Consider the following 23861-nt stretch of genomic DNA (forward strand, 5'->3'; position numbering starts at 1 on the left):
GGGTGCGCCTGGGCACCCCCATAGTAAAAATCTACGCTAAAAACGTCCTGCGCTCACTCCGTTCGCGCAGTGAAACGCGCGGCGGAGCCGCGCGTATGCTCGCTAATTTTAAATACCGAAGCGCGACCAGCGACGGCCATGCAGTAATCGAGCGCGGGACGGTGGATGCAGCGAGGCGGCGAGCCGTCCCCGAGAACGAGCCGCCGGACAGCTACGGATTCCGCGCGAACGTCAAGTAGCCGGTGTGGCCGACGCCCGCCGTCGATGGCCGCGAGCCGCGCTCGTCGAGGTCCATCTCCCGCTGAATCGTCTCTATCGTCTCCACGTTCGCCAGGCCTGCGTCCTCGGCGGCGAGGTTGACCTCGCGTGCGTCCTCCACGAACGGCGAGTAGACGGCGGCGTAGCCGCCCGAGACCAGCAGGTCGTCCGCGCGCTCGACGACCGTCGGCGCGTTCGCGGTGTCCAAGGTCAGCAGGTCGAACGCCGCGAGGTCGTCGAGGTGGTCGGTCACGTCGCCCGTGCGAACGTCGACCGTGTCCGCGACTTCCGCGAGTTCCATGTTCTCCCGCGCGACCTCCGCGAACTCCGGGTCGCGCTCGTAGGTCACGACGTCCGCACCCAGTCGTCCGAGGTAGGCGGCGAGCACCCCGGTGCCGGTGCCGGCGTCGAGCACACGGTCGCCCCGCGACGCGCCCGTGTGGCCGACGACCAGCCCGATGTCCTTGGGCATCATCGGTGCGCCCGTCCGGTCGAGGTGGTTGAACAGGTCCGGGCCGCGAAGCTCCCGGACGGTGAACGGCTCGCCGAGATGCGTCTCCACCGTCTCACCGGGTTCGACGCTCTCGGGGACGTCGATGACGCCGAGGTCGGTGTGGACTTCGTCGCCCGGTGCAGCGAGGAACTCTCTGTCCTCCCGAACGAGCAGAATCACTCCAGCCGGGAGATAGCCGCGGCGAGGTCGCCGTCGGTCGCCTCCAGCGCCGCGCGCGCGTCGGCCTCGGTGGCGCCGGTCCGCTGGACGACCAGCTCGATGTCGTCTTCGGGAATGCCGCCGTCGCTACCGCCTTCGTCGGCGGCTTCGTCGGCGGCTTCGACCTCGCCCGCGCTCTCGACGGTCTCGGGCTCGCCGATAATCTGGTAGGTCTCCTGCCCGCGAGCGTCCATCTTCGTGACGTCCGGGTTGTCGAAGACGAGCTGGTCGCCGTCGGTTCGCTTGATGACGACCTCGGTGGCATCGATTTCGTCGACGTCGATGCCCATCTGTTTCATCATCTGTTGCATCTTCTGGGGGTTCATGCCGCCTCCGCCAAACATGCCCGAAGCGTCGCGTCGCGGTGTGAAAAGGATGACGAACGACCTTTTGCTGCACTCGGTCGCTGCGCTCCCCCGTTTGCAAAATCTCGGCCAAAAGCCAGCGTCATCGTTCGAAAGACGGCTCCGCCGTCCTTCGTGATGACGAAAGGCACGAAGCGCCTTTCGAACCACTCCCTACAGTCGCTCCTCGGCCCGGACTCGCTTCGCTCGTCCGGTGATTACTTCTGGACGCTGTCCCGCACCATCACCGCCATTCCCGTGTCGAAGTCGAGCATCGAGCCGGCGTCGAGTTCCGCGCGGCCGACCGCGAGCAGCGCGCCGCGCTCGTGGACGACAGCGACCTCGTCGCCGGCGCGGACGTCCGGATCGACCGTCTGGACGAACTTCGAGAAGACGTTCTTCCCCTCGCGGACGAACGGCTCGCTGTCGTCGCCGACGACCACGCGCGCCGCGGGATGCGCGAGGTTGTCGACGAGCCGGCGGCCACCCGCAGCGCCGAGCGTGAAGCGGCCGTCCATCCCGACGGAGACGAGGCGCGCGCCGTCGTCGCGGGCGACCTGTTGGGGGCGGCCGGTGGTCGAGCGCTGCACCTCGAAGCGTTCCTCCGGCGGGAACAGCGCCGCGCCCGCGCCGGCTCCGAACTGGTAGTCGGCGACGGTCCGCAGCGATTTCACGTCCGCGTCCTGCATGCGTCGAGGGTCGGCTGGCGGGCGTAAAGCCACTTCGGGTCGCCGTCGTGGGCGTCCGGAAAGTGGATGCGTTTATGTGGTGTGGGCCGCAACCCGGAGGCATGAACGAGACCGCGAAAATCGGGATTGCGGCGGTGCTGCTCGCTGTCGGTGCCGCGATGTTGGTGTGGGCGAGCTTCGACCCCTCGGGGACGACGCTGCTGCTGGTCGTGGCGGCTGTCGCGACGACGCTGCTGGCGGCCGGGTCGCTGTTGATGGGGTCGACCGGCACCGACGGCCGGATGGTTTAGCTGAAAGTAGGCGCTAAGCCCCCTTCCTCAGCGAGCGCCGACCGAAGGGAAGGCGCGAGCAGGGAGGGGATACAGCGCCGCACGATTCGGTGGCAGGCCCACAGGCCCACGCAATCGCAATATTTTTGCATTAGGTACCGTACTACAGGACGAACCCAATAGAGTACGACCTCGACTCGGGGGTGCACTTCGTGGCGGTCAACCCGAGAGGGACGACCAAGGAGTGCGCGTCCTGCGGCGTCTCGACGGAGAAGCCGTTGTGGGTCCGTGAACACTCCTGTCCCGCCTGCGGGTTTGAGGCGGACAGGGACGCGAACGCGGCGTGGAACATTCTTTCTCGCGGCCTCGAAGATGTAGGAGTGGGATACTCCGAATCAACGTCCCCAGAAATCGAAGATTTCTGGTGTGCGAACGAATCGCAGAGTGATTCGTTAACGCCTGTGGAGACTGCGCTCCCTACGGGAACCACTACGGTTCCTGCAAAGCGCGTCGTGGAAGCAGGAAGCCCTACCCCCAAGGAGCGAACGGCGTCAGCCGTGAGCGAGTAGGGTAGGGTAGTTCACAGCAGGAACGTCTCTTCTCGCTCGCTGAGGTCGACGAACGCGTCCGCGACGTCCACGAGTTCCTCCGCTGTGGACTCCTCGAAGGCCATCACTTCCACGCGCACGCCCTCGTGACGGAGGTGATTGCAGAGCCGCGAGAAGTCGCCGTCGCCCGTACAGAGCACGACGGTGTCGACGTGGTCGGCGAGCGTCACCGCGTCGAGGCTCATGCCGACGTCCCAGTCGGCCTTCTTCGAGCCGTCGCCGAACGTCTTGATGTCCTTGATTTTCGTCTCGAAGCCGATGTCCCGCAGCGCGTCGAAGAAGCTGTCTTCGTCCTCGGACTGGGCGCGGATGACGTACGCGATGGCGCGCGTCAGCTCGCGGTCCTGGACGGCCTTTTCGAGGAGCGAGGAGTAGTCGATGTTCCGAGAGTAGACGCTCTGCGCGGAGTGATAGAGGTTCTGCGAGTCGGCCAGCACGGCGACTCGCTGCCCCGGTTGGATTGGAGCCATACGGACCGTACGCGCTGGTGCCGTAAAGAAGGTGCGCGACCCGCCGGGTCAGGCGGGCGGCGTGTCGTGACGCGTCAGCGACAGCGATTCGGCGTCGAGTTCGTAGTACGAGTCCCACGCGGGAGCCAGCGAGACCACGTGCGTGGGGCCGAACTCGCTCTCGGCGTGCTCGTGGTGGTGGCCGACCAGACAGAGGTCGGGTTCGAGAGTTTCGAGGACGTCGTCGATGTGCTTGCAGCCGACGTCGTACTCCTCGGTGACGGGGAGCCCATGGGGGGCTTCGTGCGCGAGGAAGATGTCGACGTCGTCGAGCTGTTTGGCCCGCTCGACGTCGTCGCGCACGAAGTGGCGGCGGCGGTCGTCGTAGAGCTGTTCGCGGGACTTCTCGAACTGTGTGGGCGCGTAGTTCCCGGAGAGGCCGGCGACGCGCAGCCCGTCGACGGTCTCGGCGGTACTGTGGAGGAGGTGGGTGTTCGAGACGTCGTCGCTCTCGATGCGGCCGTGGCGCAGCGCTTCGACGACGTCGAAGTCCTCGTTGTTGCCGCCGATGAAGTGGGTCGGTATCGGGAGGTCGTAGTACATGAGGTCCCCGGCCTGGAGCGCGACGTCGGCGTCGGCCGCGCGGTACGCGGCAAACAGCGACTGCCGTCGGTCGGGCGTGCTCGCGTGTGCGTCCCCGAGGACTAGCATCTACACGGACCTGCGACCAGACGCGGCAAAAACCTCCCGGTGCGCGCTTCCCGGGCCGGCAGTCCTTGCGCGCGGCGACAACTCTTTACTCCCGGACGCCCACGCTTGAGCGTATGAGTGGTGCTCTCGGGACACGGTTCGTCGCCGTCGAGAGTGCCGTCTCCTTCTCGGGTAAACGCAAACGCAGCACAGTCGACACGCACGGCTCGCTGCGGGCGTAGCGCTCCCGTGCCGGGCCGCCGACGGACGCACGGCCCGCACACCGACTCCGACGCGACACCCAAACCCAGATGGACCACACAACATTCGTGAACGGCGTCTTCCCGGCGATGACGACGCCGTTCGCGGCCGACGGCAGTATCGATTTCGACCGACTGCGAGCGCACGCGCGACGCCTCGTCGACAGCGGCGTCGACGGCCTCGTGCCCGTGGGTTCGACCGGCGAGAGCGCGACGCTCACCCACGACGAGCACGTCGAGGTCGTGGAGGCCGTCGTCGCCGAGGCCGGCGACGAAGTCCCGATTATCGCGGGCGCGGGCAGCAACTCGACGCACGAGGCGCTGGGGCTCTCCCAGCGCTCGGTGGACGCGGGCGCGGACGCCCTGCTGCTCATCTCGCCGTACTACAACAAGCCCGAGCCGGAGGGCATGGAGGCCCACTACCGGGAAATCGCTGACCGCGTGGACGCCCCCCAGATTATCTACAACGTGCCCTCGCGGACCGGCCGCAACATCGCCGTGGAGACCGCCGAGGCGCTCGCGAGCCACGAGAACGTCGTCGGCTACAAGGCCGCCAGCGGCGACGTCGGCCGCGTCAGCGAGGTCGTCGAGCGCACGCGCGAGGAGGACTTCGGCGTGCTCTCCGGCGACGACGGCCTGACGCTGCCCGTCCTCTCGGTCGGCGGCACCGGGACCATCAGCGTCACCGGGAACGTCGAACCCGAGCGCGTCAGCGACCTCGTCTGGTCGGCCCACGACGGCGACTACGAGACCGCGCGCCAGCGCCACCAGGAACTCGAACCGCTGAACCGCGCGCTGTTCGCGGAGACGAACCCGATTCCCGTCAAGGCCGCCCAGGAGATTCTGGGCCACGGCCCCGCGAACTACCGCTCGCCGCTCACTGACGCCTCCGAGGAGACGCGCGAACGGCTCCGCGAGGCCCTGGACGCGCTCGACGACGCGGAGGTACCCGCATGAGAATCGGGGTTACTGGTGCGACCGGGCGGATGGGCCGCGAGGTCCGCGAGGAGGCCGCCGAGCGCGGCGTCGAGGTGGCGTTCGCGACGACCCGCAACCCCGGCAGCGACCTCGACCCGGCCAGTGAGTTCGCGTCGCTGGTGGCGGCCGAGAATCCTGACGCGGTCGTGGACTTTACCGTGCCGGAGGCGAGCGTGGAGTACGTGACCGCCTGCGCGGCCGCCGGCGTCCCCATCGTCGTCGGCACCACCGGCTTCGACGACAACCAACTGGACGCGCTCCGGGACGCGGGCAGCGACGCGCCCGTGCTGCTCGGCGCGAACTTCTCGCGGGGCATCCAAGCCCTCCTGGACGTCGTCGAGCAGGCAGTCGGGTCGCTCCCCGAGTACGACGTCGAGGTCACCGAGACCCACCACAACGGGAAGCGCGACGCACCCAGCGGCACGGCGAACGTGCTGCTGGACCGTATCGAGCGCGCGGCCGAGCGCAGTGAGGCCGCGGAACGAGGAGCCGGGAGCGCGGCGACCGGCGATAGCGGCGAGTCCGAGCGCGTCCACGGACGCGTGGGCGACCAGCCCCGCGAGGACGGCGAAATCGGCGTGCACGCGCGCCGCGCCGGCGACGTCACCGGCGAGCACGAGGCGCTGCTCGCCGGGAACGACGAAGTGCTGGAACTCACACACCGCGCGGGCGACCGGTCGGTGTTCGCGGCGGGCGCGCTCGACGCCGCCGCGTGGCTCGCCGACCAGCCCGCCCAGTTCTACCGATTCGAGGAGGTTGCTTCCGAACTATGAGTCTGGAATCTGACGTACGAGACCTGTGGCAACGACACGAAGACGGAGAGGCGTCGAAGACGCCTCAGGCAGACGGCGAAGCCGTCGACGGCGACCTGACCGCGGAGACCGCGAGTGCCGACGACGCGGACACGCTCGAAGCGTTCCTCGACGCGCTCGAAGCCGGGGACGTGCGCGCCGCCGAGCAGTCCGGTGGCGAGTGGGAGGCCGTCGAGTGGGTCAAGCGCGGCGTCCTCCTGAACTTCGCGCTCCGGGAGACCGAGCCCCGCGAGTACGGCGACGTCACCTACCACGACGTGCTCCCGCTGCGCGACACCAACGACCTCTACGAGCGGGGCACGCGGAACACGCCCGACGGCACGGTGCTCCGTCGCGGCGCGCACCTCGGCTCGGACTGCATCGTGATGTCCCCGGCGTTCGTGAACATCGGCGCGCACGTCGGCGACGGCACGCTCGTCGACTCCTGTGACACCGTCGGCTCGTGCGCACAAATCGGCGAGGACGTGAAGCTCGGCGCGAACACGCTCATCGGCGGCGTGCTCGAACCCGTCGAGAGCGCGCCCGTCGTCGTCGAGGACGGCGTCTCGCTGGGCGCGGGCTGCCGGGTCACGTCCGGGTTCGTCGTCGGCGAGGACTCCGTGGTCGGCGAGAACACGCTGCTGACGCCGCGCATCCCCGTCTACGACCTCGTCGAGGAAGAGATTCTGTACGGCGAACTGCCGCCCGAGCGGCGCGCATTCACGCGCTACGTGGAGTCCAGCGTCGGCGACCACGACCTCTTCGACGGCGGCGCGTTCAAGCCCGCGGTCGTCGCGATGGACCTCGAAGCGGAGACGCTCGACGCGACCCAGCGCGAGGAGGTTCTCCGGTCGTGACGCGCGTCGAGGCCCCCGCCGTGCGGCGGCTCGCGGACTGGTCGGCGGCCGACCTCCGCGACCTCGCAGCCGAGTACGGCACGCCGCTGTACGTGCAGGACCTCGACCGCGTCGGGGAGAACTACGACCGGCTCTCGGCCGCGTTCCCGGACGCGGACGTCCACTACGCCGTGAAGGCCAACGCCGGCCGTGCGGTCCTCGAAGCGCTCCGGGACGCGGGCGCTGGCGCGGAGTGCGCGTCCGCCGGCGAAGTGTACCGCGCGCTCGACGCCGGCTACGAGCCCGACGAGATTCACTACACGGCAGTCAATCCGCCCGCCCGCGACCTCGACTACGTGCTCGACGCGGCACCCGAGGCGACGTTCGTCGTGGGTGCGCGCGACACAATCGACCGCCTCGAAGAGCGCGGCTTCGACGGCCGGCTGGCGGTCCGCGTCCATCCCGGCGTCGGTGCCGGCCACAGCGACGAGGTGGCGACCGGTGCGGACGCCAAGTTCGGCATCTCCCACGACCGCGCGGCGGACGTGCTGCGCGAGGCCGACGCCCGCGGCTTCGACGTGATCGGGATTCACGCCCACGTCGGCAGCGGGATGCTCTCCGAATCGGACGTCGACGCCCACCGCGAGGTCGTCGAACGCCTCGCCGCGGTCGCACGCGACGCGCCCGTGGACCTGGAGTTCGTGGACGTCGGCGGCGGTTTCGGCGTTCCGTACCGCCCAGAGGAAGACCCGCTTGACCTCGACGCAGTCGCGGACGCGACCCGGGACGCGCTCGCGGACGTGGACGCCGAACTAGTCGTCGAACCCGGGCGCTTCCTCGTCGCGGATGCGGGCGTCCTGCTCGCGGAAGTGAACACCGTCAAGCGCACCGACGGCCCGACGCTCGCGGGCGTCGACGCCGGCATGACGACGCTCTTGCGGCCCGCGCTCTACGACGCCCACCACGAAGCGCGCACGCTGACCCGCGACAGCCACGACCGCCCAGACCGTACAGTTACGGTCGTCGGGCCCATTTGTGAGAGCACAGACGTACTCGCACAGCGCCGCCGGCTCCCACGACCGGAGCGCGGCGACCTGCTCGCAGTCGGGAACGCGGGCGCGTACGGCGTCGAGATGGCGTCCCAGTACAACTCCCGACCGCGACCTGCCGTCGTCGCCGTGGAGGGCGGCGACCACCGGCTCGCCCGCGAACGCGACTCGCTATCCGACCTCACCACCCCAGAACGATGACCTCTGTACTCGCCCCACAACGATGATTCCCTACGAACGATACCACGGCACCGGCAACGACTTCGCAATCGTCGACGCGTCGAACTACGTCCCCGACCGCGGGGCGTTCGCCGAACGGCTCTGCGCCGATCTCGGCATCGACGGCATCCTGTTCCTCGCGCTGGAGGACCGCTACACGCCGCCGCGTGCGGTGATGACGCTGCGCCAGCCCGACGGCTCCACCGCCGACATGTGCGGGAACGGCGCGCGCTGTGCGGCCCGCTGGGTCGCCGAGCAGACCGGTGCCGACGCCGTCATGCTGGACACGCAGGCAGGGACGCGGCGCGCGGACCTCGACGGCGCCGAAGTCACCGTCGAAATGGGCGAGCCGTCGTTCGCGCCCCGCGACGTGCCGGCGTTCCGCGACGAGCCGATGGACCGCGAGGAACTCGCGGGCTACGAGGTCACCGCCGTGAACACGGGCGTGCCACACGCCGTCGTGTTCGTCGACGACGTCGACGACGTGGACATCGAGGCGGCCGCCCCTGACATCCGCCACCACGAGGCGTTCCCGGACGGCGCGAACGTCACGTTCGCGTCCCCGGACGGCGAGGACGCGTTCCGCCAGCGCACGTTCGAGCGCGGCGTCGAGGGCGAGACCGACTCCTGTGGCACGGGCGCGGTCGCGGTCGCCGCCGTCGCGCGCCGCGAGGGCCGCTGCGGGGACCGGGTCGCGGTCCGGCCGCCGGGCGGCGAACTCCGCGTCGACCTCTCGGGCACCACCGCGATGCTGCGGGGCCCGACCGAGCACGAACTCGACGGCGAAGCCGAGGTCGTCTCCGCGCGCCAGCTCGATGCCTGACTCGTTCTCCGTTCTGGACTTCCACGAGCGCGCAGTCCGCACGCCCTCCCACGAGGACGTCGAGGAGATGCGCGAGTTGCTCGTCGAAACGCTGCGCGAGCGCGGCCACGACCCCGAGGTCGACGACGCCGGGAACGTCCTCGCGTCGAAAGGACGTGGGGAGCCCCACGTCGTCCTGAACACGCACATCGACACCGTGCCGCCGCACGTCGAGTTCGCGCGGGACGGCGACGTCGTCGAGGGGCGGGGCGCCTGCGACGCGAAGGGGCCGCTGGCCGCGCTGCTCGCGGCGTTCTTCGCCGTCGACGCCGACGAGGGGAAGGTGACGCTCGCGATTACGCCCGACGAGGAGACGGACTCGATGGGCGCGGCCGCCCTCGACCTCGACGCGGACGGCTTCATCGTGGGCGAGCCGACGGACCTCGACGCGTGCACGAGCGCCCGCGGCCGCTTCCAGGGCACCGTCGAACTCGCGGGTGAGGGTGCGCACGCCGCCGAACCCGAGACGGGCGCGAACGCGGTCGCCGCGGCCGAGCACGCGCTCGAAGCGGTGCGGACGTACGACGCGTCCCGTGGCGCTGCCGAGCACCCGGAACTCGGGCCGCCGACGCTCACGCCCACGCGCATCGCAGGCGGGGACGCCGCGAACCGCGTGCCCGACGACTGCACCATCGTCTTCGACCGGCGGACCGTCCCGCCGGAGACGCAGACGGAGTTCTTCGACAGTTTCGCGGCGCACGTCCGGGACGCGGTCCCCGAGCACGTCGTCGTCGCGGTCGGGCCGGCCGAGCGGGAGACGCCGTTCCTCGAAGCGTTCGACACGGCCGACGACAGCGCCGTCGTCGAAGCGCTCGTGGACGCGGGCGCTGGCAGCCCGCGGCCGTTCGGCGCTGCGACGGAAGCCTCCTACTTCGCCGTGGACGCACCCACGGTCGTCTTCGGGCCGGGCGTGCTCGCCGACGACGAGGGGCCGGTCGCACACGCCCAGCGCGAGTACGTCAATCGGTCGGATGTCGAGCGCGCCGCCGAAATCGTCACGGCCGCGCTGGACTCGGTGGTCTAACGAAGAAGACGTCCGCGAGGTCGGTGCCGCGCGAGGCGACGTCCGCGAGGTCGGTGCCGCGTGAGGCGACGTCCGCGTACAGTTCGGTGTACCCGCAGGACGTGCAGGCCACCGTCTGGATGTCGCAGCTTGGAGAGCCCGGAGCCAGTCGCCGAGATGGAGCCGGCGTCGCCTACCAGTTGTCGGTAATACGATTTCTTTATGCAGCCCCATCGCTGTATCTTTCTCGCCCGATTCATCCTGAATCTGGTGTTCTATTGGTGGCCTGTTAGTCGTTACTTCTCTGATTACTGATACTGTTCGCCGAGGGGCTTCAGCCGCAGTTTTCCGAAGCCGTATCGGGAGTGTGAGCGACCCGCTGGAGGCCGTTCTTCGCGGTCTCCACCGGGCGGTCGCCGAAGTACTTCACCCGGTCGCTTCCCAACTCACCTTCGCCCACAGCAGGCCCGTCGATTCGGTCGGGCACGTTGTCGCTGGTGTCCATCTCGTAGTTCCACGCGTCGGGGTTTTCCGCCCGCCACCGCTTCGTGTCGCGGGCGGCCTCGATGAGCCATCGCCCGAGCAGTTCGGCGCGGTCAACATCGAGGGAGATGGACGTTTCAACGTCCCCTTTCCTGATTTTCAGGCTAATGCCCATTCCCCACTGGAGCGCGTACTGGTAGAACTCCAGCTCCGTGACGTCGCCGAAGTCCTCGGACTCGGCCCGCGTCGATCTGCTCCAGGTCTCCGAGGCGTAGATCCCGGTGAGTGCGTGACCGGTGCCATCCTTCATCCGGCGCGTGTTCGGGTAGTCGTTCATACGTGGGAGCAACAAAGATGGAAGCGGACGAGTTGATAGAGAGTGACCGAGAGATACTCGATGAACTCCAGAAAGGGAGGTGTACGCCTGCTGTTCTTGTGGATTGTACTGGTCTGTCGAAACAGACCATCCACAACCGTCTGAATGTTCTTGTAGTTGGTGGACATGTCGAAAAGGTTCACGAGAGTGGCCTCTACGAACTGGTTGATGATCCCCGCAACGACTGAGCGACAGTTCTTTGAGTACCACTCGCGTACCACGACGTATGAGCACGGGCGCGGACGACAACGGCGACGGGGACATGGTGAAGTTGAACGTGAAGGTCCCGAAGCGGCTTCTCGAAGAGATCGACGAACTGGCCGAGGAACTGGAGTACACCAACCGCTCGGAGTTCATTCGTGAGGTGCTACGCGACACCACGGAGCCAATTCTGACGCCCGGAGCGCAGGAGGGCGTCTCGGAGGGCTACGCGGACGTCGCGGCGGGACGGACGATGTCCACGGACGAGGCCCGCGAACGCCTCGGTATCGACGACTGAGGGCTGAGCGGTGGCTCACGAGGTCGTTCTGACGGAGACGTTGGTCGAAACGCTGGAGCAGTTCGAAACAGAGGACGCTGAACGGATCATCAACAAGCTGGGGGACATCGGCGACTTCCCGGACCACTTCCTTGACCGGTTGAAGAACCACCCTGGCTACAAGCTTCGTGTCGGTGACTTCCGCGTCCTGATCGATTGGGACAAGGACAACGAGGTAATCTACGGCATCGACGCCTTTGAGCGGAAGAAGGAGTACCGCGAACTCGGCAAGTATCGGGAGGTATGGGGGTCGTGGCGTGATGAGTAGGTGGTGAAAGGCCGTGGCGAAGGAGAAAGATGACGACGCCGACCGCGATTCCGAATCGAAGGGGGAAATCCACGAGCGGTGGCAGGAGAAGGCGGAGATATCGAAACGATACACCGAGCCAAGAGCAAGCTGCCAGACGACCCGCGGACAGATCCGTGGGCGTACACGGCACTCCTGAGCCGAAACCCGGCCAAGAACATCACGCCGCCGCTGTGGGAATCCATCAAATCACGCGCCTACCGCGTCCATCGGCGGGCGGAAAGACGGAACCGGCCAGACGCACCGGAGACGCCCGAAAACCGGCTTGCAGAGGCTCTCGGGAACGTCCAGATTCGTCCCTACTACTGGTCGCAAGGGACAACGAGAACCTCACCGAGAATCTGGACGGCGAGGACGCAACGCGGCTGTATCTGTTCTTCGACCGCTCGACACTCAACCAGTCGGGTGTGGCGCGTGCCATCAACGACACTGAAATCCGGGACTCGTTGGGCATCGAGAGCTCGATGAATCAGCCGACGCTGAACCGAATACCGGGCCGGATGGACGAAGACGACCGGCACTACTACGCGAGTGAGACCGAAACGCTGGTCCGCCAGTTGCAGGATAGAAGCTCGAACACTGGTTTCGAGATTCGACGCCGGACACAATAGAATGACCGTGTTTTCAACAACTGGTAGTCAGGCGTCCCGCGCGAGGTCACCGGCGACGCCGGTGTACGAGGCGGGCGTGAGCGCGCGTAGTTCCTCGCGCACCGACGCCTCGACGTCCAGGTTCGTGAAGAGGTCGTGGAAATCGTCGAGGGTGACGCGCTCGCCGCGCGTGAGTTCCTTCACGCGCTCGTAGGCGTCGCCGTGGCCCTCGCGGCGGAGAATCGTCTGGACGGCCTCCCCGACGACTTCGGGGTTGGCTTCGAGGTCCTCGCGCATGACTTGCTCGTTGGGCGTGACCTTCGCGAGCCCGTTCTGGAGTTTCGTGTACGCGAGCAGGCAGTACGCAAGCGACGCGCCGATGTTGCGCTTGACCGTCGAGTCCGAGAGGTCGCGCTGGAGACGGCTCGTCGCGAGGTACTCCGAGAGGAAGTCGAGGTCGCTGTCGGCCTTCGAGAGGTTGCCCTCGGCGTTCTCGAAGTCGATGGGGTTGACCTTGTGCGGCATCGTCGAGGACCCCGTTTCGGACTTGGCGGCGTCCTGTCCGAGGTAGCGCTGGGAGACGTACAGCCAGACGTCACGCGAGAGGTCCAGAAGCACGCCGTTGACGCCCGTGAACGCGTCGAACAGTGCGCCGAGGTCGTCGCTCGGATTCACCTGTGTAGTTGGTTCGACGTACGCCAGCCCGAGCCCTTCCACGAACTCGCGGGAGAACGCGCGCCAGTCGACCTCGGGGAACGCGGCGTGGTGGGCGGCCCACGTGCCGGACGCGCCCGCGAGCTTCCCCGCGAGGTCGCCGCTGGCGGCCTCGACGCGCGCGATTGCGCGGCCGAGGCGGGCGGCGTAGACGGCCATCTCCTTGCCGAACGTCGTCGGCGTCGCGGGCTGGCCGTGGGTGCGTGCGAGCATCGGGAGGTCGGCGTAGTCGTGCGCGAACTCCACGAGCGCGTCCCGGACCTCGCGGAGCTCCGGCACGAGCACGTCCTCGACGGCGGGCTTGACGAGCAGGCGGTGCGCGAGGTTGTTGACGTCCTCGCTGGTGAGCGCGAAGTGAATCCACGGGTGCGCGCGCTCGGGGGCGTGCTCGCGGACGAAGTACTCGACGGCCTTCACGTCGTGGTTGGTGGCGTCGTAGCCGCGCGCGCCCTCGGTCTCGATTGCCTTCACGAGCGCCGCGTCCTCGTCGTCGAACGCGTCGTAGGCCGCGCGGAGGGTCTCGCGCTCAGCATCGGTGAGGTCGAGGTCAATCGGGTCGAGGTCGGCGAGCGCGAGCAAGTACTCGACTTCGACGCGGACGCGAGCGCGCATCAGCGCCGCCTCGCTGGCGTACTCCCGCAGTGGTTCGGTGCGGCCCGCGTACCGGCCGTCCAGCGGCGTCACGGCGTGGAGGGCGTGGGTGTCGGTCATGCCTCGGAGTGGCCGCGCTCGCGGCAAAAGCCTGCCGGTCGAGCGAACCACGAGCGTGCATACACTCGCAGTAACTTCGGCAGTAGTCGCGCGTTTCTATGCCAGTTCGTGCATACTCCCCGGGAGCGAACCGCAACCACTTTGCCGACGGGCGCCGGTCGTTGTGGCATGACGAACGTAGCCGGCTTGGCCAGCAACCGCGGCCGAAACCTCCTGCACATCGACGACCTGCGTCCCGGCGGCGCCGACCTCGCCGTCGTGCTCGCCGACGACGCCGACGCGCCCGTTCTCGACGCGGCCGACGCGCGCGACATCCCCACGGAAGTCGTCGAGCACCGCGAGGACGAGTCCCGGCGCAACCACGAACAGCGCGTCGTCGACGCCCTCGAAGAGTACGACGTCGACCTCGTCTGCCTCGACGGCTACATGCGCGTGCTCTCGGCGGTGTTCCTCGACGCGACGCCGCTCACGCTGAACGTCCACCCGAGCCTCCTGCCGTCGTTCCCCGGCACGGATGCCCACGAGCAAGTGCTTGACGCGGAGGTCTCCGTGACGGGCTGCACCGTCCACGTCGTGACGAACGCCGTCGCCGACGACGGCAGCGTCCGCACCGAGGACGTCGACGCCGGCCCCGTCGTCACCCAGGAGCCGGTCCCCGTCTACGCGGACGACGACACGAGCGACCTCAAGGAGCGCGTGCTCTACGACGCCGAGTTCGAGGCGTACCCGCGCGCCGTCCGCTGGGCCGCGAACGGCGACCTCGACGTCACCGACGACGGCGTCACCGTCGACGCGGACACGGGCGGCGACTTCCCGGTGCGCCGGCTCGTGAGCAACGACCGCGACAGCGACCTGCGCTACGGCGAGAACCCCCACCAGGACGCCGCGCTCTACCGCGACGACACCTGCGAGGAGGCCAGCGTCGTCCACGCCGACCAGCGCAACGAGGGCGCGAAGGCGCTCTCGTACAACAACTACAACGACGCCGACGGCGCGCTCAACCTCATCAAGGAGTTCGACGAGCCGGCGGCTGCCGTCATCAAGCATACTAACCCTGCGGGGGCCGCGGTCGCGGACACGCTCGCCGAAGCCTACGCCGACGCGCTCGCCACCGACGCCAAGAGCGCGTTCGGCGGCATCGTCGCCCTCAACCGCGAGTGCGACGAGGAGACCGCCGAACTCGTCGTCGACTCGTTCAAGGAGGTCGTCGTCGCGCCCGGCTACACCGACGCCGCGCTCGACGTGCTCACCGCCAAGGACAACCTCCGCGTGCTCGAAACCGGCCCGCTCGGCGAGGTTTCGGAGACGCTCACGGAGAAGCCGCTGGTCGGCGGCCGCCTCGTGCAGGAGCGCGACCTCTGGGCCCCCGACCGCGACGACCTCGAAGTCGTCACGGAGCGCGAGCCCACCGACGACGAAGTCGAGACGATGCTGTTCGCGTGGCGCGTGCTCAAACACGTCAAGTCCAACGGCATCCTCTTCGCGGACGGCACCGAGACGGTCGGACTCGGCGTCGGGCAGGTCTCCCGCGTGGACGCCGTCGAACTCGCCGCAAAGAAGGCTGAACGCGACGCCGACGGCAAGAGCGCTGAGGGTTCCGTGATGGCTTCCGACGCGTTCTTCCCGTTCCCGGACGGCATCGAGGCCGCCGCCGACGCGGGCGTCGAAGCCGTCATCCAGCCCGGCGGCTCCGTCAACGACGAGGACGTCATCGAGGAAGCCGACGAGCACGGGATGGCGATGGTGTTCACCGGGCACCGCACCTTCAGACACGACTGACCAGTCTCGTTTTCGAAGGAGAGTGGAGCGCCAGCGGGCTGACACAGGTGAGAGGGGATTGGAGGTGGGGGGTTCCGCGGGCCGGTGGCGCTCCAGTTGGGTCGTCGCCTGCCGGTACCAAGTTCGTTCTGGAGAGTCAAACGGCGCTTTGAGAGATGCCCCAGTCCCGGGTCCGACAGCCTAAAGCGGGCCGCCGCGCTCGATTCAGGTATGCGATACGACGAGGCGGCGAACTTCCTGCTGAACCTCCGCCGCTACCGACCCAAGCCCGGGACGGACTCGACGGCGGACCTGCTGGCCGCGCTCGACGACCCCCACGAGGGCCCGCAGTACGTGCAGGTCGCGGGGTCGAACGGGAAGGGGTCGACGGCACGGCTGCTCGAATCCGTGCTCCGGGAGACCGGCCTCGACGTCGGCCTGTACACGTCCCCGCACCTCGACGACGTGCGCGAGCGCGTCACCGTCGACGGCCGCCGGCTGTCGGAGGCGGCGCTGGCGGAGTTCGTGGAGGAAGCCCGGCCGCGCGTGAACGAGCGCGCCGCGAACGGGAACGCGCCGACGTTCTTCGAGGTCGTGACGGCGATGGCGCTGTGGCAGTTCGGCCGCGAGGACGTCGACGTCGCCGTCCTCGAAGTCGGCATCGGCGGGCGCTTCGACGCGACCAGCGTCGTGACCCCGGTGGCGAGCGCGGTGACGTCGGTGAGCCTCGAACACACGAGCGTGCTCGGGGACACCGTCGAGGAAATCGCCCGCGACAAGGCCCACGTCGCGCCCGAATCGAACCCACTCGTGACGGCGACGACCGGCAACGCCCTCGCCGCAGTCCGGGACCACGCGGGTGACGTCGTGACCGTCGGCGAGGACGGCGACGTGCGCGCGACCTACGAGGGCCGCACGAACCACACCGAAGCCGAAGTTTCGCTGGCCGGCGCGGATTGGGCCGTGGACGCCCAAATTCCGCTGCTCGGCTCGTTCCAGGCAGCGAACGCGGGCGTCGCCGCGACGCTCGCGAGACAGGTCGCGGACGTGGACGAGGACACCCTCGAACGCGGCCTGCGGAAGGCGTACTGGCCGGGGCGCTTCGAGGTGATGAGCGCGGCCCCGGTGACCGTGCTGGACGGCGCGCACAATCCGGCGGCGTGCGAGGCGCTCGCCGGGACGCTCGCGGAGTTCGACTACGAGAACCTCCACTGCGTGTTCGGCGCGATGCACGACAAGGACCACCGCGGGATGGCCGACGCGCTGCCGACGCCCGACCGCGTGTGGGCGTGCGAGCCCGACTCCGAGCGCGCCGAGGACGCGGACGTGCTCGCGACGGTGTTCGACGAGGCTGGCGCGGACACGACGGTCACACGCTCGGTCGAGGCGGCGCTCGACGACGCGCTCGACGCCGCGGGCGAGGACGACCTCGTGCTCGTCACGGGGTCGCTGTTCGCGGTCGCGGAAGCGCGCAAGCGCTGGACGCGCACGAACGTCGAGAAGGACGTGGACACGCTCGACGACTCGCGGGACGTGCTGGAGGGCGCGCACGTCACGCCGCCGGGCGTCTGGCGGATGCGCGCGAAGGGCGTCCACCGCGTCGTGGAGACCCGCGTCCAGAAGCGCCAGGCGCAGTATCTCAAAGAGGAGATGTTGAGCCTCGGCGGCGAGTGCTCGCTCTCGGGGTTGAACGCCCAGCCGCGGGGCTACCTCGACGCCGTGCTGATGGGGACGCTCGCGCAGTTCAAGCGCCTCTGCGAGAAACTGGAGGGGCAGCCGTTCGGCCTCTCCGTGTACGCCGACGAGCTCCGGGAGACCCTCGGCATCCAGACCGAGCCCGAGACCCACGGCTATCCGTGGGAGGACGGCACCGCCGTCATGGGCATCCTGAACGTGACGCCGGACAGTTTCCACGACGGCGGCGAGTACGAAGCCGTCAAGGACGCCGTCTCGCGTGCCGAGGCGATGGTCGACGCGGGCGCGGACGTCATCGATATTGGCGGCGAGTCCACGCGTCCGGGCGCCGACCCCGTCCCGCTCGAAGAAGAACTGGACCGCGTCGTCCCCGTCGTCGAGCGCATCAGTGACCTCGACGCCATGATTTCCGTGGACACGCGCAAGGCCGAAGTCGGCCGGCAGGCGCTCGAAGCGGGCGCGGACATTCTGAACGACGTGACCGGGCTCGAAGACCCTGAGATGCGGTTCGTCGCCGCCGAGTACGACGCGCCGCTCGTGGTGATGCACTCCATCAACGCGCCCGTCGAACCCGGCGACGAGGTCCACTACGACGACGTCGTCGACGACGTCGTCGACGAACTCACCGAGCGCGTGCTGCTCGCGGAGAAGGCCGGCCTCCCGCGGGAGAAAATCATCGTCGACCCGGGCCTCGGCTTCGGGAAGTCCACCGCGCAGAACTTCGAAGTGCTGGACCGCACCGACGAGTTCCACGCGCTCGGCTGCCCTGTCCTGATTGGCCACAGCCACAAGTCGATGTTCGACGCCGTCGACCGCTACCCCGACGAGGGCGGCTACGCGACGGTCGCCGGCACGGCGCTGGCGGCCGAACGCGGCGCGGACATCGTTCGTGTGCACGACGTCGAAGAGAACGTCGCGGCGGTCCGGGTCGCCGAACGGACGCGCCGCGGCGCGGACGACGAGTAATCAGAGCAAGCCGGCCTGTTCCTGCGCTTCGCGGTAGACGTCGAGGTACGCTTCGAGGAAGTGTTCGTGGTCGTACTCGGCGAACGTCTCGTCGACGGCCATGCGTTCGAGGTCGCCGGCCGCGACCAGGCACTCCGTAATCTCCTCGTCGTTGGTCGCGCGGAACCCCCGGTCGTACGTCTCGACGAGTTCGTGGGCGCTGGACTCGGCGTGGTACTCGACGATGCCGACGCAGCCGCAGGCGAGCGCGCGCAACAGGTCGAGGCCGAAGGAGGTGCGTTCGGCGGTGTGGACGTAGACGTGGGCGTCCTTGAACAGGCGGACGCGCTCCTCGACGCTCTTCTCGCCGACGAACTCCACGCGGTCGTCGATGCGGAGGTCCCGGGCCTGGCGCTCGTAGCCCGCGCGAGCCGGGCCGTCGCCCACGATAGTACAGTTCCAGCCGTACTCGCGGAACTCCGCGAGCGCCAGGAACAGGGATTCGAGGTTGGCGTCTTCGTCGAGGCGGCGGCTGAACACGATGTCGCCGGCCTCGGCGGGCTCGACGGTTCGAATCCCCTTCATGTCGATGCCGGTGGGGACGACGCGGACCTCGTCGCCGTCCGCGCTGCACTCCCGCGCGCTCGTCTTCACGGTCCGCGACGGCGTGACGACCGTGCTCGGTTTCCGCGCGGCGTAGCGGTACGCGCGGCCGCGCAAGCCGTCGGTACTGTCGTGTGGGTCGTACCAGTCCAGAATCAGCGGCGCGCCCGCGAGCAGCGCGCCCCAGCGCGCGCCGTAGACGTGGCCGGGCGTCCGGCTCGTGCCGTGGACGACGTCCGGGTCGAGGTTCCGGAGGGTGGCGGCCGCCTTCGGCGAGAACCAGCGCTGGCCGCGCTCGGCAGTGACGGCGTGGTACGTCAGGTCCTCGTGCTCGAACGTGTCCGGTTGCCCCTCCCACCACTGCGCACAGCAGACGTGGACGTCGTGGCCGCGCGCCGCGAGCAAGTCCCCCAGCAGGCGCAGGCGGTCGACGTCGTCGGCGTCGACGTGGTGGGCGGTCGTCTCCGAGACGAACGCCACGCGCATACTCGCCGGGACGCAGTACGCCGGTAAAAACGGTTCTGTTCCCTGCTGGAGCGAACCTCCGTTCCACGACGAGTGCGTGGCGTTCGCGTCGTTCACTTCCTCGACGAACACGTCTAACTACTTACGGCGCGGGCGTCACCGTCCGCCATGGAAGTCGACTTGACGAATCCGTGGCTGTTCGGCGCGCTCGTCGTCGCGCTGTGGGTGGCCGTGTTCGTGGCGGCCGAACTGTTCGTTCTCGACGGCGACGTCGCCGGCGCGGTCGTCCGCGGGGTCGCCGGCGGGCTCGCGTTCGCCATCGTATACGCGTACATCCAGCGAGAGTGACCTCCCTCCGCGACAACTGTTAGTGGGAGCCCGAGTTACCGCCACGTGATGCACGCTGCCGTGGTCCTCGCCCTCCCCGTCGTCGCGTACGCCACGAGCCGACTCGCCGGCGCTGCTGCCGTCCGCACGACGGACCGCGTGACGGCCGCGTCGCGGCTGCGGCGCGCGAATCGCCTTTTGCAGGCGGGGGCCGCACTGTTCGGCCTGTTCACGGTCACTGAGTCACCGCTCGACGACGCGTTCGCGGCCGTGCTCCCCGTGCCGGCCGCCGTCGGCGCGTTCGGCGCGCTCGCCGCGACCGTGCTCGTCGGTGGCGTCGTCCCGGCGCTCGCCGTCCACCTCGGCACGCGGCCCGCGTGGGCGAGCGTCACCGGGAATGCGACGGATTACGCGGCGACCGTCCGGCGGTTTTTCGGACTCGCCGCCGTGCTCGTCGCGCCCGCGCTGTTCGTCGTCGGCGTGTGGCTGGCCGCTCCGAACGGGACCACGAGCCTCGTCGCGGTCGTCAGTGCCGCCGCGGTCGTCGCCGTCGCGCTCCCGCCGCTGGCCGCCCGCTTCGGACCCGTGCGAGCACCGACTACCGCGGAGGCCGCCGTCGTTCCCGCGTGCGCCGACGGCCTGCGCGTGCGCGTCGTCGAGACTGGCCGCCACCCAGTTGCGAACGCCGTCGCCGCGGGCGTGCTGCCCGGCTCCCGGTACGTGTTCGTGACGGACGCGCTGTTCCGCATGCTCGACGCCAACGCTACAACTGCGGTCATCGCCCACGAGGTCGGCCACCACCGCCGCGGCCACGTCGTCGGGCGCTTCCTCGCCACCGGCCTCGCGCTCGCACCCATCTTCCTCGTCGCGAACGGCGTCGTGGACGCGTTCGTGCCCGCACTCGTGCTCTCGTTCGTGTTGCTGCTCGCGGTCGGTCCGCTGGTGCGGTGGACGGAGTTCGACGCGGACGCGTACGCCGCCGCCCGCGTCGGCGACGCCGCGATGGAGCGCGCGCTCGCCACGCTCGCCGACCGCGGGCTCGTCCCCACGGAGCGCTCGCGGCTCGCGTGCCTGGTCTCGTTCCATCCCGCGGTCGGCCGTCGCCGCAGCCGGCTCCGGCGACCCAACCGTTTTTCCTGACTCGCCGCGAGATGCCACCGTGGACTTCGACCGCCGACGCGTCGCGTTCCGGGTCGTCGTCGCCGTCGCCATCGCCGCCCTGCTGGTCACCGGTGTCGGCTGGGACCGCGTGCTCCGGAACCTCCGCGACGCCAACCTCGCCGTCTACGCGTTCGCGCCGCTGGGGGCCGCGCTCGCGCTGCTCGCCGGCGGAGAGGGGACGCGGGTCGCGCTCGGCTTCCCAGTGTGGAGCGTGCGCGGTGCGCTCGCGCGGCGGGCGTTCTACGGCGCTGCCATCGTCCGGAACTTCCTCCCGGCCGGGAACGTCGGCGGCGGCGGGTTCGTCGCGTACACGGTGAGCCGCCACGGCGACGTCACCGTCAGCGAAGCCATCGCGGGCGTCGCCGGCTGGGAGTTCGTGATGATGGTCGCGTCCGCCGTCGTCGGCGGCGTCGGCGTGCTCGGTGTCGTCGCCGCTGGCCAGGACCCCGCGGGAACGGTCGGCCTGTTCGTCGCGTTCGGTGCGGTGCTGGCAGCCATCGCCACGGCCGGCGTCGTCCTCGAAGCCTACCGCGAGGCCGTCGCTGCCGTCGTCACCCGACTCGCACTCGCGTTCGAGCCCGTGTTGGCGCGCGTCGTTCCCGGCCACGACGTGCGCCTCGACGCCGGACGTGTGCGCCGCGGCCTCGACGAGTTTTTCGCGACGCTGAGCCGGCTCGCGGCGGACCGCTCGCGGTTCGTGACCGTGCTCGCCGCGGCTCACGCCGCGTGGCTCTGCTGGATGATTCCGCTGTTCGTGAGCCTGCTCGCGGTCGGCGTGGTGGTGTCGCCCGCAGTCGTGATGGTCGCGGTGACGGTCTCCGGATTCGCGCGCGCCGTCCCGCTGCCCGCCGGCATCGGCCCGGTGGACGTCGCGCTCGGCGGCGTGCTCGTCGCGCTCACGCCGCACTCGCTTGGCGAACTCGCGTCCGCGCTCGTGCTCTACCGGTCGAGCATGGTGCTCGTGCAGGTGATGGCCGGCGGGCTCTCGCTGTGGACGCTGGACGTCGCGGCGACCGGCAAACTCGCCGACTAGATGACGCCCGTTCTCGTCGCGGCCTCGACGGCGGCGTCCTCGCTGATGCCCGACCCCAGAATCGTGTAGCGGTCCCGAATCTCGTGGGCGGACGTCAGCGCCTCCAGCACTTCCTCGTCGGTGACGCCGAGCCCGTCCGCGGTCGTCGGCGCATCGAGGGAAGCCAGCGCGTCCCGGACCGACCGCCACTCGCCCTGCTCGCCCGAGTGGAGGTACTCCGCGAGAATCGAGCCGACGCCGACCTGGTGGCCGTGGAGTGCCTTCCCGGGCGCGATGCGGTCGAGTTGGTGGCTGAACAGGTGCTCGCTCCCCGACGCGGGCCGCGAGGAGCCCGCGATGGACATGGCGACCCCCGAGGAGACCAGCGCCTTCATCACCATCCACGCGGACTCCTCCAACTCCGGTTTGATGGAGTCCGCGCTGTCGACGAGCATCTCCGCGGTCATCTGACTGAGCGCGCCCGCGTACTCGCTGTACGGCACGTTCTGGAGGCGGTTCGCCAGCCGCCAGTCCTTCACCGCGGTGTAGTTGGAGATGATGTCCGCGCAGCCCGCAGTCGTTAACTCCCACGGCGCGTCCGCGATAACGCCCGTGTCCGCGACGACCGCGACCGGCGGCGCTGCCGCGACCGAGTGGCGGGTGTCGCCCTCCGGCACCGACCCGCGCCCGGAGACGATGCCGTCGTGGCTCGCCGCCGTCGGCACGCTCACGAACCCGACGTTGAGGTGGTCGCTGGCCATCTTCGCGATGTCGATTGGCTTCCCGCCGCCGACGCCGACGAGGTAGCCGACCTCCATCCCGCGCGCGACGTCCAGCACGTCCTCGACGGCCTCGAAGGTCGCCTCCTCCACGACGACGATTTCGGGGTCGTCACCCGCGGCCTCGAACTGCGCGACGATGCGGTCGGCGGCCACCTCCCGGGGCGTCTCGCTGGTGACGACCAGCGGCCGCCCCGTCAAGTGGGTCTCGACGACGACCTCCCGGGTCTGCGAGAGCACGTCGTGGCCGAGCACGACGCTCCGCGGGAGGCGTATCCACTTCGACTTCTCGAACATGTCCAAGCCTCGCCCGGGGACGAGTAAAAGTCTACTCGTCGTCGATTCGTGCGCTCGTACCGCTCAGACCGTCCCGAGCACGTCGAGGAGGCGCTCCTCGTCCTCGCGGTCGGGGCCTTCCTCCTCGCCGGTACGACCGTGCTCGCGGTGGGCGTCGACGGTCTTCGCCATCGCCTCTTCGACGGGCGTCGACTCGTAGCCCAGTGCCTCGACTTTCGACGTGTCCAGCACGTGCGGGTAGTCGCGGTACAGCGGGAAGTCCTCGAGGGCGAGGTCGACGATGTCGAGTTCCCGGGGGCTCGTGTACACGCGCCCGATGTCCGTTCCGAGTGCGTCCGCAATCAGGTCGAGCATCCGGTCGAGGGTGACCGCGTTCCGGTCGCCGACGTTGTACGCCTCGCCCGGTTCGCCCTCCTCGGCGACGAGCCGGAGGCCGCGGGCGACGTCCTCGACGTAGACGCGCTGCCAGAGGTTCGTGCCGTCCCCGGGGACGACGGCTTCATCGTGCTCGGCGACGCGATCAACCCAGTACGCGAGGCGCTCGGTGTAGTCTTGGGGGCCGTAGACGACCGGCGGCCGCACGCTCATCGCGTTCACCCCGCGCTCGGCGGCCTCGAAGACGATGCGGTCGCCGGCAGCCTTCCGCGCACCGTACGTCTCCATCGAGTCGTCGGTCGCCTGCTCGGCGGTACAGCTCTCCAGCGTCGTCTCGTCCTCGCGCTTGGGAACGTCCTCGTCGGCGTACGCGGAGCCGCTAGAGACGTAAACGTAGGCGTCGACGCCGCCGAAGACGTCGATGGCGTGCTCGACCTCGCGGGGCTTGTACGCCACGCAGTCGAAGACGGCGTCGGGCTCGACCTCCCGCTTCGCCGTCAGCAGGGCCTTCCGGTCGGTGCGGTCGCCCTGCACGTGGTGGACGCGGTCGTCCTCCGCGAACGGGTCGTCGTGCTTCCCGCGGTTGAACGTCGTGACGCGGTAGTCGTGGGCGAGCAGTTCCTCCACGAGGTGGCGGCCGACGAAGCGCGTGCCGCCGACCACGAGCGCGGAATCCATACCGGAGGGTGGGGTGGCCGCCACAAAAGC

The 23861-nt window shown here is 69.2% G+C and carries 27 protein-coding genes and 1 pseudogene; 17 read left to right on the plus strand and 11 right to left on the minus strand.

The window, feature by feature from the left end; genetic code table 11:
- Positions 1-211: 211 nt before the first annotated feature.
- The 3 genes from LT974_RS02740 to LT974_RS02750 all read right to left on the minus strand — a co-directional run bounded on the left by LT974_RS02740 (position 212) and on the right by LT974_RS02750 (position 2003).
- On the minus strand, positions 212-931 hold the full coding sequence (locus LT974_RS02740; protein WP_408611693.1) for a methyltransferase domain-containing protein: 720 nt from the start codon (positions 929-931) through the stop codon (positions 212-214).
- A complete protein-coding gene (locus tag LT974_RS02745; protein WP_232589130.1) occupies positions 928-1314 on the minus strand; it encodes a nascent polypeptide-associated complex protein in 387 nt (128 codons plus the stop codon). The genes LT974_RS02740 and LT974_RS02745 overlap by 4 nt, the downstream gene beginning before the upstream one ends.
- Positions 1315-1532: 218 nt before the next feature.
- On the minus strand, positions 1533-2003 hold the full coding sequence (locus tag LT974_RS02750) for a PUA domain-containing protein (RefSeq protein ID WP_232589131.1): 471 nt from the start codon (positions 2001-2003) through the stop codon (positions 1533-1535).
- A 101-nt stretch (positions 2004-2104) separates the two neighbouring features.
- Between LT974_RS02750 and LT974_RS02755 the strand changes: the two genes are divergently transcribed.
- Together LT974_RS02755 and LT974_RS02760 are read left to right on the plus strand one after the other, a co-directional pair.
- Positions 2105-2293 carry a hypothetical protein gene (locus LT974_RS02755; RefSeq protein WP_230887681.1) on the plus strand — a complete coding sequence of 63 codons (189 nt, stop codon included), beginning with the start codon at positions 2105-2107 and terminating at the stop codon, positions 2291-2293.
- Positions 2294-2451: 158 nt separating this feature from the next.
- Positions 2452-2841, plus strand: a pseudogene (locus LT974_RS02760) (zinc ribbon domain-containing protein); the annotation flags it as partial.
- An 11-nt stretch (positions 2842-2852) separates the two neighbouring features.
- Here the strand turns inward: LT974_RS02760 and LT974_RS02765 are convergent.
- Positions 2853-3350: a LabA-like NYN domain-containing protein gene (locus LT974_RS02765; RefSeq protein WP_232589132.1), complete on the minus strand. Its 498-nt coding sequence runs from the start codon at positions 3348-3350 to the stop codon at positions 2853-2855.
- A 48-nt stretch (positions 3351-3398) separates the two neighbouring features.
- Entirely contained in the window at positions 3399-4040 is a 642-nt protein-coding gene (locus tag LT974_RS02770; RefSeq protein ID WP_232589133.1) for a metallophosphoesterase family protein, read from the minus strand.
- A gap of 290 nt (positions 4041-4330) precedes the next feature.
- Between LT974_RS02770 and dapA the strand changes: the two genes are divergently transcribed.
- From dapA to LT974_RS02800, 6 genes are read left to right on the plus strand one after another with little or no spacing between them, the layout of a single operon-like run.
- Positions 4331-5236 carry a 4-hydroxy-tetrahydrodipicolinate synthase gene (gene dapA / locus LT974_RS02775; protein WP_232589134.1) on the plus strand — a complete coding sequence of 302 codons (906 nt, stop codon included), beginning with the start codon at positions 4331-4333 and terminating at the stop codon, positions 5234-5236.
- On the plus strand, positions 5233-6030 hold the full coding sequence (dapB, locus tag LT974_RS02780; RefSeq protein ID WP_232589135.1) for a 4-hydroxy-tetrahydrodipicolinate reductase: 798 nt from the start codon (positions 5233-5235) through the stop codon (positions 6028-6030). The genes dapA and dapB overlap by 4 nt, the downstream gene beginning before the upstream one ends.
- A complete protein-coding gene (locus LT974_RS02785; protein WP_232589137.1) occupies positions 6027-6905 on the plus strand; it encodes a 2,3,4,5-tetrahydropyridine-2,6-dicarboxylate N-succinyltransferase in 879 nt (292 codons plus the stop codon). The genes dapB and LT974_RS02785 overlap by 4 nt, the downstream gene beginning before the upstream one ends.
- Positions 6902-8134 (plus strand): diaminopimelate decarboxylase, encoded by a 1233-nt coding sequence (gene lysA / locus LT974_RS02790; protein WP_232589138.1) that lies wholly within the window; start codon positions 6902-6904, stop codon positions 8132-8134. Before LT974_RS02785 ends, lysA begins: the two co-directional genes overlap by 4 nt.
- Before the next feature lie 22 nt (positions 8135-8156).
- Positions 8157-8975 (plus strand): diaminopimelate epimerase, encoded by an 819-nt coding sequence (gene dapF, locus LT974_RS02795; RefSeq protein ID WP_232589139.1) that lies wholly within the window; start codon positions 8157-8159, stop codon positions 8973-8975.
- Positions 8968-10038, plus strand: coding sequence for a M20/M25/M40 family metallo-hydrolase (locus LT974_RS02800; RefSeq protein ID WP_232589140.1), 1071 nt, complete (start codon positions 8968-8970; stop codon positions 10036-10038). The genes dapF and LT974_RS02800 overlap by 8 nt, the downstream gene beginning before the upstream one ends.
- On the opposite strand, the gene LT974_RS02805 is transcribed toward LT974_RS02800, so the two are convergent.
- Complete coding sequence (locus LT974_RS02805) at positions 10010-10150, minus strand: zinc ribbon domain-containing protein (RefSeq protein WP_232589141.1); 141 nt, start codon at positions 10148-10150, stop codon at positions 10010-10012. The genes LT974_RS02800 and LT974_RS02805 overlap by 29 nt on opposite strands.
- A gap of 201 nt (positions 10151-10351) precedes the next feature.
- Complete coding sequence (locus LT974_RS02810; RefSeq protein WP_232589142.1) at positions 10352-10837, minus strand: hypothetical protein; 486 nt, start codon at positions 10835-10837, stop codon at positions 10352-10354.
- A gap of 17 nt (positions 10838-10854) precedes the next feature.
- On the opposite strand from LT974_RS02810, the gene LT974_RS02815 reads away from it, so the two are divergent.
- Genes LT974_RS02815 through LT974_RS02830 form a run of 4 tightly spaced genes read left to right on the plus strand, consistent with a single transcriptional unit; the run spans position 10855 to position 12332 of the window.
- Positions 10855-11064: a winged helix-turn-helix domain-containing protein gene (locus LT974_RS02815; protein WP_232589143.1), complete on the plus strand. Its 210-nt coding sequence runs from the start codon at positions 10855-10857 to the stop codon at positions 11062-11064.
- A gap of 38 nt (positions 11065-11102) precedes the next feature.
- Positions 11103-11375, plus strand: a complete 273-nt coding sequence (locus LT974_RS02820) for a ribbon-helix-helix domain-containing protein (RefSeq protein ID WP_232589144.1) — start codon at positions 11103-11105, stop codon at positions 11373-11375.
- Positions 11376-11385: 10 nt separating this feature from the next.
- Positions 11386-11682: a type II toxin-antitoxin system RelE family toxin gene (locus LT974_RS02825; protein ID WP_232589146.1), complete on the plus strand. Its 297-nt coding sequence runs from the start codon at positions 11386-11388 to the stop codon at positions 11680-11682.
- Positions 11683-11711: 29 nt separating this feature from the next.
- On the plus strand, positions 11712-12332 hold the full coding sequence (locus LT974_RS02830) for a hypothetical protein (RefSeq protein WP_232589147.1): 621 nt from the start codon (positions 11712-11714) through the stop codon (positions 12330-12332).
- Between the two features lie 27 nt (positions 12333-12359).
- Here LT974_RS02830 and purB read toward each other — a convergent pair whose 3' ends face one another.
- The gene (purB, locus tag LT974_RS02835; protein ID WP_232589148.1) at positions 12360-13736 is read right to left on the minus strand and encodes an adenylosuccinate lyase; all 1377 of its coding nucleotides are present in this window, start codon (positions 13734-13736) and stop codon (positions 12360-12362) included.
- A gap of 168 nt (positions 13737-13904) precedes the next feature.
- Between purB and purH the strand changes: the two genes are divergently transcribed.
- Complete coding sequence (gene purH, locus LT974_RS02840) at positions 13905-15515, plus strand: bifunctional phosphoribosylaminoimidazolecarboxamide formyltransferase/IMP cyclohydrolase (RefSeq protein WP_232589149.1); 1611 nt, start codon at positions 13905-13907, stop codon at positions 15513-15515.
- A gap of 210 nt (positions 15516-15725) precedes the next feature.
- On the plus strand, positions 15726-18155 hold the full coding sequence (folP, locus tag LT974_RS02845; protein ID WP_232589150.1) for a dihydropteroate synthase: 2430 nt from the start codon (positions 15726-15728) through the stop codon (positions 18153-18155).
- Here the strand turns inward: folP and LT974_RS02850 are convergent, their stop codons facing one another.
- Complete coding sequence (locus tag LT974_RS02850) at positions 18156-19223, minus strand: glycosyltransferase (protein WP_232589151.1); 1068 nt, start codon at positions 19221-19223, stop codon at positions 18156-18158. It abuts the gene before it with no gap.
- 147 nt (positions 19224-19370) lie between these two features.
- On the opposite strand from LT974_RS02850, the gene LT974_RS02855 reads away from it, so the two are divergent.
- Genes LT974_RS02855 through LT974_RS02865 form a run of 3 tightly spaced genes read left to right on the plus strand, consistent with a single transcriptional unit; the run spans position 19371 to position 21723 of the window.
- Positions 19371-19550, plus strand: coding sequence for a hypothetical protein (locus LT974_RS02855; RefSeq protein WP_232589152.1), 180 nt, complete (start codon positions 19371-19373; stop codon positions 19548-19550).
- Positions 19551-19598: 48 nt separating this feature from the next.
- A complete protein-coding gene (locus tag LT974_RS02860) occupies positions 19599-20669 on the plus strand; it encodes a M48 family metallopeptidase (protein WP_232589153.1) in 1071 nt (356 codons plus the stop codon).
- 19 nt (positions 20670-20688) lie between these two features.
- Positions 20689-21723 (plus strand): lysylphosphatidylglycerol synthase domain-containing protein, encoded by a 1035-nt coding sequence (locus LT974_RS02865; RefSeq protein ID WP_232589154.1) that lies wholly within the window; start codon positions 20689-20691, stop codon positions 21721-21723.
- Here the strand turns inward: LT974_RS02865 and LT974_RS02870 are convergent.
- Positions 21720-22778, minus strand: coding sequence for an NAD(P)-dependent glycerol-1-phosphate dehydrogenase (locus LT974_RS02870; protein ID WP_230887662.1), 1059 nt, complete (start codon positions 22776-22778; stop codon positions 21720-21722). The genes LT974_RS02865 and LT974_RS02870 overlap by 4 nt on opposite strands.
- A gap of 63 nt (positions 22779-22841) precedes the next feature.
- Positions 22842-23831: an SDR family oxidoreductase gene (locus LT974_RS02875; RefSeq protein ID WP_232589156.1), complete on the minus strand. Its 990-nt coding sequence runs from the start codon at positions 23829-23831 to the stop codon at positions 22842-22844.
- Positions 23832-23861: the final 30 nt, after the last annotated feature.

Source organism: Halobacterium noricense (assembly GCF_021233435.1).
In the GTDB taxonomy this organism is placed as follows: Archaea; Halobacteriota; Halobacteria; order Halobacteriales; family Halobacteriaceae; genus Halobacterium; species Halobacterium noricense.

Excerpts from the sequence above, each read along its gene's own strand:
- LT974_RS02745 (WP_232589130.1), bottom strand. The coding sequence starts at position 1,314 with ATGTTTGGCGGAGGCGGCATGAACCCCCAGAAGATGCAACAGATGATG.
- LT974_RS02750 (WP_232589131.1), bottom strand. The coding sequence starts at position 2,003 with ATGCAGGACGCGGACGTGAAATCGCTGCGGACCGTCGCCGACTACCAG.
- LT974_RS02755 (WP_230887681.1), top strand. The coding sequence starts at position 2,105 with ATGAACGAGACCGCGAAAATCGGGATTGCGGCGGTGCTGCTCGCTGTC.
- LT974_RS02765 (WP_232589132.1), bottom strand. The coding sequence starts at position 3,350 with ATGGCTCCAATCCAACCGGGGCAGCGAGTCGCCGTGCTGGCCGACTCG.
- LT974_RS02770 (WP_232589133.1), bottom strand. The coding sequence starts at position 4,040 with ATGCTAGTCCTCGGGGACGCACACGCGAGCACGCCCGACCGACGGCAG.
- dapA (WP_232589134.1), top strand. The coding sequence starts at position 4,331 with ATGGACCACACAACATTCGTGAACGGCGTCTTCCCGGCGATGACGACG.
- dapB (WP_232589135.1), top strand. The coding sequence starts at position 5,233 with ATGAGAATCGGGGTTACTGGTGCGACCGGGCGGATGGGCCGCGAGGTC.
- LT974_RS02785 (WP_232589137.1), top strand. The coding sequence starts at position 6,027 with ATGAGTCTGGAATCTGACGTACGAGACCTGTGGCAACGACACGAAGAC.
- dapF (WP_232589139.1), top strand. The coding sequence starts at position 8,157 with ATGATTCCCTACGAACGATACCACGGCACCGGCAACGACTTCGCAATC.
- LT974_RS02800 (WP_232589140.1), top strand. The coding sequence starts at position 8,968 with ATGCCTGACTCGTTCTCCGTTCTGGACTTCCACGAGCGCGCAGTCCGC.
- LT974_RS02810 (WP_232589142.1), bottom strand. The coding sequence starts at position 10,837 with ATGAACGACTACCCGAACACGCGCCGGATGAAGGATGGCACCGGTCAC.
- LT974_RS02815 (WP_232589143.1), top strand. The coding sequence starts at position 10,855 with ATGGAAGCGGACGAGTTGATAGAGAGTGACCGAGAGATACTCGATGAA.
- LT974_RS02820 (WP_232589144.1), top strand. The coding sequence starts at position 11,103 with ATGAGCACGGGCGCGGACGACAACGGCGACGGGGACATGGTGAAGTTG.
- LT974_RS02830 (WP_232589147.1), top strand. The coding sequence starts at position 11,712 with ATGACGACGCCGACCGCGATTCCGAATCGAAGGGGGAAATCCACGAGC.
- purB (WP_232589148.1), bottom strand. The coding sequence starts at position 13,736 with ATGACCGACACCCACGCCCTCCACGCCGTGACGCCGCTGGACGGCCGG.
- purH (WP_232589149.1), top strand. The coding sequence starts at position 13,905 with ATGACGAACGTAGCCGGCTTGGCCAGCAACCGCGGCCGAAACCTCCTG.
- folP (WP_232589150.1), top strand. The coding sequence starts at position 15,726 with ATGCGATACGACGAGGCGGCGAACTTCCTGCTGAACCTCCGCCGCTAC.
- LT974_RS02850 (WP_232589151.1), bottom strand. The coding sequence starts at position 19,223 with ATGCGCGTGGCGTTCGTCTCGGAGACGACCGCCCACCACGTCGACGCC.
- LT974_RS02855 (WP_232589152.1), top strand. The coding sequence starts at position 19,371 with ATGGAAGTCGACTTGACGAATCCGTGGCTGTTCGGCGCGCTCGTCGTC.
- LT974_RS02860 (WP_232589153.1), top strand. The coding sequence starts at position 19,599 with ATGCACGCTGCCGTGGTCCTCGCCCTCCCCGTCGTCGCGTACGCCACG.
- LT974_RS02870 (WP_230887662.1), bottom strand. The coding sequence starts at position 22,778 with ATGTTCGAGAAGTCGAAGTGGATACGCCTCCCGCGGAGCGTCGTGCTC.
- LT974_RS02875 (WP_232589156.1), bottom strand. The coding sequence starts at position 23,831 with ATGGATTCCGCGCTCGTGGTCGGCGGCACGCGCTTCGTCGGCCGCCAC.